The organism is Streptomyces sp. SM1 (assembly GCF_002910825.1).
GTDB classification, from domain to species: Bacteria; Actinomycetota; Actinomycetes; order Streptomycetales; family Streptomycetaceae; genus Streptomyces; species Streptomyces okerensis.
The window spans coordinates 1-4,914 of the sequence record NZ_NEUB01000291.1 but is presented as its reverse complement, the minus strand read 5'-3'; the positions used below and the strand labels follow the sequence as shown (position 1 = coordinate 4,914).

At 71.5% G+C, this 4,914-nt stretch carries 5 protein-coding genes and 1 pseudogene; 3 read left to right on the top strand and 3 right to left on the bottom strand.

The window, feature by feature from the left end; all coding sequences use genetic code 11:
• A pseudogene (locus B9S61_RS40700) lies at nucleotides 1-824 on the top strand (ATP-binding protein); the annotation flags it as partial.
• Between the two features lie 64 nt (nucleotides 825-888).
• Here the strand turns inward: B9S61_RS40700 and nucS are convergent.
• Complete coding sequence (nucS, locus tag B9S61_RS07080) at nucleotides 889-1,560, bottom strand: endonuclease NucS (protein ID WP_103541479.1); 672 nt, start codon at nucleotides 1,558-1,560, stop codon at nucleotides 889-891.
• Between the two features lie 300 nt (nucleotides 1,561-1,860).
• On the opposite strand from nucS, the gene B9S61_RS07075 reads away from it, so the two are divergent.
• Complete coding sequence (locus tag B9S61_RS07075; protein ID WP_103541478.1) at nucleotides 1,861-2,253, top strand: SCO5389 family protein; 393 nt, start codon at nucleotides 1,861-1,863, stop codon at nucleotides 2,251-2,253.
• Between the two features lie 82 nt (nucleotides 2,254-2,335).
• Here B9S61_RS07075 and B9S61_RS07070 read toward each other — a convergent pair whose 3' ends face one another.
• The gene (locus tag B9S61_RS07070; protein WP_103541477.1) at nucleotides 2,336-3,370 is read right to left on the bottom strand and encodes an LLM class flavin-dependent oxidoreductase; all 1,035 of its coding nucleotides are present in this window, start codon (nucleotides 3,368-3,370) and stop codon (nucleotides 2,336-2,338) included.
• A 242-nt stretch (nucleotides 3,371-3,612) separates the two neighbouring features.
• On the opposite strand from B9S61_RS07070, the gene B9S61_RS07065 reads away from it, so the two are divergent.
• Nucleotides 3,613-3,948, top strand: coding sequence for an ATP/GTP-binding protein (locus B9S61_RS07065; protein WP_103541476.1), 336 nt, complete (start codon nucleotides 3,613-3,615; stop codon nucleotides 3,946-3,948).
• A gap of 6 nt (nucleotides 3,949-3,954) precedes the next feature.
• On the opposite strand, the gene B9S61_RS07060 is transcribed toward B9S61_RS07065, so the two are convergent.
• Nucleotides 3,955-4,848: an ABC transporter permease subunit gene (locus B9S61_RS07060; protein WP_103541475.1), complete on the bottom strand. Its 894-nt coding sequence runs from the start codon at nucleotides 4,846-4,848 to the stop codon at nucleotides 3,955-3,957.
• Between the last annotated feature and the right edge of the window lie 66 nt (nucleotides 4,849-4,914).

Below are 4,914 nucleotides of genomic sequence, written 5' to 3'. Positions count from 1 at the left end.
TGGTCGCCGACCGCTCCGGCGTTCCGCCGGCGATCGGCCCCACCGCGGGGGAGGAGGTGCCGGAGGCCCAGTTCGAGGAGTCGGCCTCCCCGCCGCGCGGGGTGCCCACGGCGTTCCCCGCCCTTCAGCCGCCCGCCGACACCGCCCTGGTCATGAGCCGCACGGTGCCGTCACCGGCCGCGCCGCCGGCCAGGCCGGGGGGCGGGCTGAAGAGCCTGGCCAAGCGCAATCTGGTCGCGACCGGCGCGGGTGCGCTGCTGGTCGCCGTGCTCGGCACGGTGGTCACCCTCGGCGCCACCTCCGAGAACGACGCCGGCACGCCGTCGGAGAACGTCGGCGTCAACCCGTCCGCCAGCCAGGGCATCGACGACGGCAGCCTCGGCGCCGACCCGGCGGCCGGGGGCGACGACAGCGACACCGGCGACGCCACCAGCCGGCCGACCGACCCGGGCGCGGACGGCACGCTGGGCACCTCGGACGACCCGGCGCCGACGGCGGAGGAGCCGGACGGGCCGTCGGACGAGCCGAGCGGGACGAGGAAGCCGGGCGATCCGACGAATACGCCGGAACCGCCGACGTCCAAGCCGCCGACAAGTCATAAGCCTCCGACATCCGAGCCGCCCACGTCGGAGCCCGAGACGTCGGAGCCTCCGACATCGGAGCCGCCCACGTCGGATCCGCCAACCAGCTCCGAGCCACCGCCCTCCACCACCGACTCCGCGAGCGGCCCGGTCGTGTCGGACCCCGTGGAGACGGAGACCTCCGCCAGTGCCCCGCAGAGCACCGGTGAGGCCACGCCCAGCAGTTCGGAACAGGTGATCTGAACCCGCGGGCACGCGGTGAGGGCCGGGGTCCGCACGGACCCCGGCCCTCACCGCGTGCCGTACGTCAGAACAGCCGCAGCTTGTCGTCCTCGATGCCCCGCAGCGCGTCGTAGTCGAGGACCTGGCAGCCGATGCCCCGGTCGGTCGCGAGGACCCGGGCCTGCGGCTTGATCTCCTGGGCGGCGAACACACCGCGCACCGGGGCGAGATGGGGATCGCGGTTCAGCAGTTCCAGGTAGCGCGTGAGCTGTTCCACGCCGTCGATCTCGCCGCGCCGCTTGATCTCCACCGCGACGGTCCGTCCCTCGGCGTCCCGGCACAGGATGTCGACGGGCCCGATCGCGGTCATGTACTCGCGGCGGATGAGCGTGTAGCCCTCGCCGAGGGTCTCGATACGGTCGGCGAGCAGTTCCTGGAGGTGTGCTTCCACGCCGTCCTTGATCAGGCCGGGATCGACACCCAGTTCGTGCGAGGAGTCGTGGAGGACTTCCTCCATCGTGATGATGAGCTTCTCGCCCGCCTTGTTGACGACGGTCCAGACGCCCTCTTCCTCGCCGGTGCCCTCCTTCAGCGCGCAGGGCGGCGACATCCAGTTCAGTGGCTTGTAGGCCCGGTCGTCGGCGTGGATCGAGACGCTGCCGTCCGCCTTGACCAGGATCAGACGGGGTGCCGACGGCAGGTGCGCGGTGAGCCGTCCGGCGTAGTCCACGGAGCAGCGGGCAATGACGAGACGCATGGTCGGCAACGCTACTCGACCGGCCGGGGTCGGCGCGATTCGCCCTCCGGGCCGCCCTCACAGCCGTCCCGTGCGACCCGTGGGGCGCGTCCCGAATCTCCTGGAAAACGCGTGTTCGGCGATGGCCGATTACCGGCCCACAGGAGGTCCCGCATCCTGGCATTCTCCTGGTGCCGTCACGGTCCGTTGCCTACGGTATTGAACGGGAGGTCGCGAACCGTGTACGCAGCGTGCCCGATTTCGCGCGTTCCCTTATCTGTCAGGCAACCCCTGATCGTTGGGGGTGCGAGAGGAGAACCCATGTCGCTCGACGTCTCACCGGCCCTACTCGAACAGGCCGAGCGAGGCGAGGTCGACGAAGCTGACTTCGTCGACTGCGTCCGGACCTCCCTGCCCTTCGCGTGGGAGATGATCAGCTCTTTGGTGGCTCAGCTGAAGGTGGACGGCGGACCCTTCGCCGACAACCAGACGCCCCCGCCCGACGAGCAGGCGCGCGGTCAGCTGCTGCGTGCGCTCGCGAGTGACGCGATACGCGGCGCGCTGCAACGGCACTTCGGTGTACGGCTGGCCTTCCAGAACTGCCACCGGGTGGCGGTGTTCCCGCTTGACTCCTCGGTCGACGAGACGCTGTCCCGCTTCACCTCGGTGCGCAACCAGCTGCTGAACCAGTCGCCGGAACTGCGCGACTGCTGACGCGTCGTCGTTCGCTTGCCGCTCCGTACGCGGGAGGTGCGGTTCGTACCGGGGCGGCAAGCCGTCGTGAGACCCCGGCCCGTCAGTTCCCGGCGAGCTGGGGGAGTACCTCGGCCCCGAGCCGCCGTACGTTCTCCTCCGTAGCCGCCAGGTCGCCGGAACCCTCGACGAGCAGGGCGAAGCGGGAGATGCCGGTGCGCTCGCTGGTCGCGGCGAGCCGGTCGGCGCACAGCCGCGGGGTGCCCACCGGGTGCAGCCCGCAGAGCAGTTCGGTGTACGCCAGCGGGTCGCGCATCTGCCGCTGCCGTCCGTCCACCGTGACATGGGCCCGGAGTCCCTGCCTCAGCCAGCCGGGCATCGCCTTCAGGAGTGTTTCCGCCGCGTCCGTGCGGCGGTCCGCGATCTGGCAGACGCCGGCCGAGACGTGGGCCGCGCGGTGGATCTCCCCGGACGGCCGGCCGCTCGCGTGCGCGTGCCGCCGCCACAGGGCGACCATCTCGGCCTTCTCCTCGTCCCCGATGTGCATGCCGAGCAGCATCGGCAGCCCGCGCTCGGCGGCCAGCCGGACGCTCGCCGGGGACGTGCAGGCGACCACGACCTCCGGGCCCTCGGTCTCGGTCAGGGACTCCGACGGGCGCGGCACGACGGGCACCTCGCGGAAGCGGTACCGTTCGCCGTCCGCCCCGACGGAGGGTTCGCGCAGCCAGCGCACCAGCAGATCGAGTGATTCCGGGAACCCCTTCTCGTAGGCCTCGAGGCCGGCCCCGAAGACCTCCAGGTCCACCCACGGCCCGCCGCGGCCGAGGCCCAGCGAGAAGCGGCCGCCGCTGGTGATGTGCAGCAGCGCGGCCTGTTCGCCGAGGGCGACGGGGTGGACGGTGGGCAGCACACTGACCGCCGTGCCGACCCGCAGCCGGCGGGTCCGGCCGAGCAGCAGCGCGGCCAGGGTGACGGCCGACGGGCAGGTGCCGTAGGGCACGAAGTGGTGCTCGGCCAGCCAGACCGTGTCGAGCCCCGCCTCCTCGGCCACCTCGGCCGAGCGGACCGCGCGGTGCAGCGCCTCCCCCTGGCCCTGCCCGGGGAACTGGGCGGCCAACACGAAACTTCCAACGCGCATTGCTTTCCTGCTTCCTTGGCTCCGACGCGGAGCTCCCCCGCAGGGCATAACCGCCCGACACGTGCCGAGGACACGGCCGGGTGAGCGGTTTTGCGGATTGTCTGCAGAATGCGTGGTGCGCGGGGGCCGCCGCATCGCCACGGGAGGGGACTTGTGACGATTGGTTCGGTACGCCTACCCCTGCCCGTGCCGCGTAGGCTGGACGCGGCCCCAGCTTCCTGTATAGCCCCGTGAGGTGTCCTGTGTCCCCGCGTCGCAACCGACCCAAGGGAGCCGGTGCGTCGTCCGGCCGGAGCGCCGAGGACGACCGGTCCGGGCGCTACGGCGGCTGGCAGTCCACGGAGAGCTGGCGGGGCGAGGAGTGGAGCGTACGGCACGTGGCGGGGTCCAGCGCCCAGGGCAAGGCCTACCGTTGCCCGGGCTGCGACCAGTTGATCCCGGACGGGGTGCCGCACGTGGTGGCCTGGCCGGAGCACTCGGGCGTCGACGACCGCCGGCACTGGCACAAGGCCTGCTGGAACGCCAAGGACCGCCGCACCACGACGGTGCGGCGGTCCCGTAACGCGCCGAGGTTCTGAACGCTCCTACACGTCCCGCTTCTCCAGCAGGGCGAAGGCGCCGCCGAGCGCGACTCCGGTGACGACCAGCATGATCCACAGCGGGTCCCAGCCGGAGGGTCCCGACTCGGTCAGGGAGTTGGCGTAGAAGACGCTCATCTGGTTCGGGATGGAGTACTCGAACAGCGCCTGCTGCACGTCCCGGAGCGACGACGAGAACATGAACAGCGCGATCACCAGCGGGGCGAGCACGGCGCCGATCATGATGGTGATGGCACCCGCCGAGTGCCGGATGATCGAACCGATCGCCAGCGACAGCGTGCCGAGCAGCGCCAGGTAGAGCGAGATGCCGGCCGTGCCCTTGAGCCACTCCTCGCCGGAGGGGTCCTTGGCGTTGTACTCCCCCAGCAGGGACACGTGCAGGAAACCGACGAGCGTGGCGCACACCAGGGTCACGGTGAAGGCGAGCAGGAAGAACACCAGGGCCTTCGCCAGGAGCACCCGTCCGCGCGACGGGCAGGCGACCATCGTGGTGCGGATCATGCCGGTGCCGTACTCGGAGGCCGTCGTCAGCACGCCCAGCGTGATGACGCACATGCCGCCGAGCAGCAGTCCGAAGAAGCCGAGGGCCAGCGGGCTCTCGCTGCCCAGGTCGGGGTCCGAGCTCGCGACCACGACACCGGTCAGCAGACCGATGCCGACCACCAGCAGCACGAACACGCCCAGCGTCCACATCGTGGAGCGCACGGACTTGATCTTCGTCCACTCGGAGGCGAGCGCGTGCCCGAGGTGGGTGCGCACCACCGGGATCGGCGAGGTGTAGCCGAGGTGGTCCTGCCCGGGGGCGGGGTACGGGGAACCGGGGGCCACCTGCCATTCGGGTGCGGCGCTCTGCGGCATCGGGGGCGGAGGCGTGCTCATCGGGCGTCCTCGGGCTTGGTCAGGTCGGGAGTGGGGACGGAGGAGGGCGCGGCGGCCGGAGGCGGG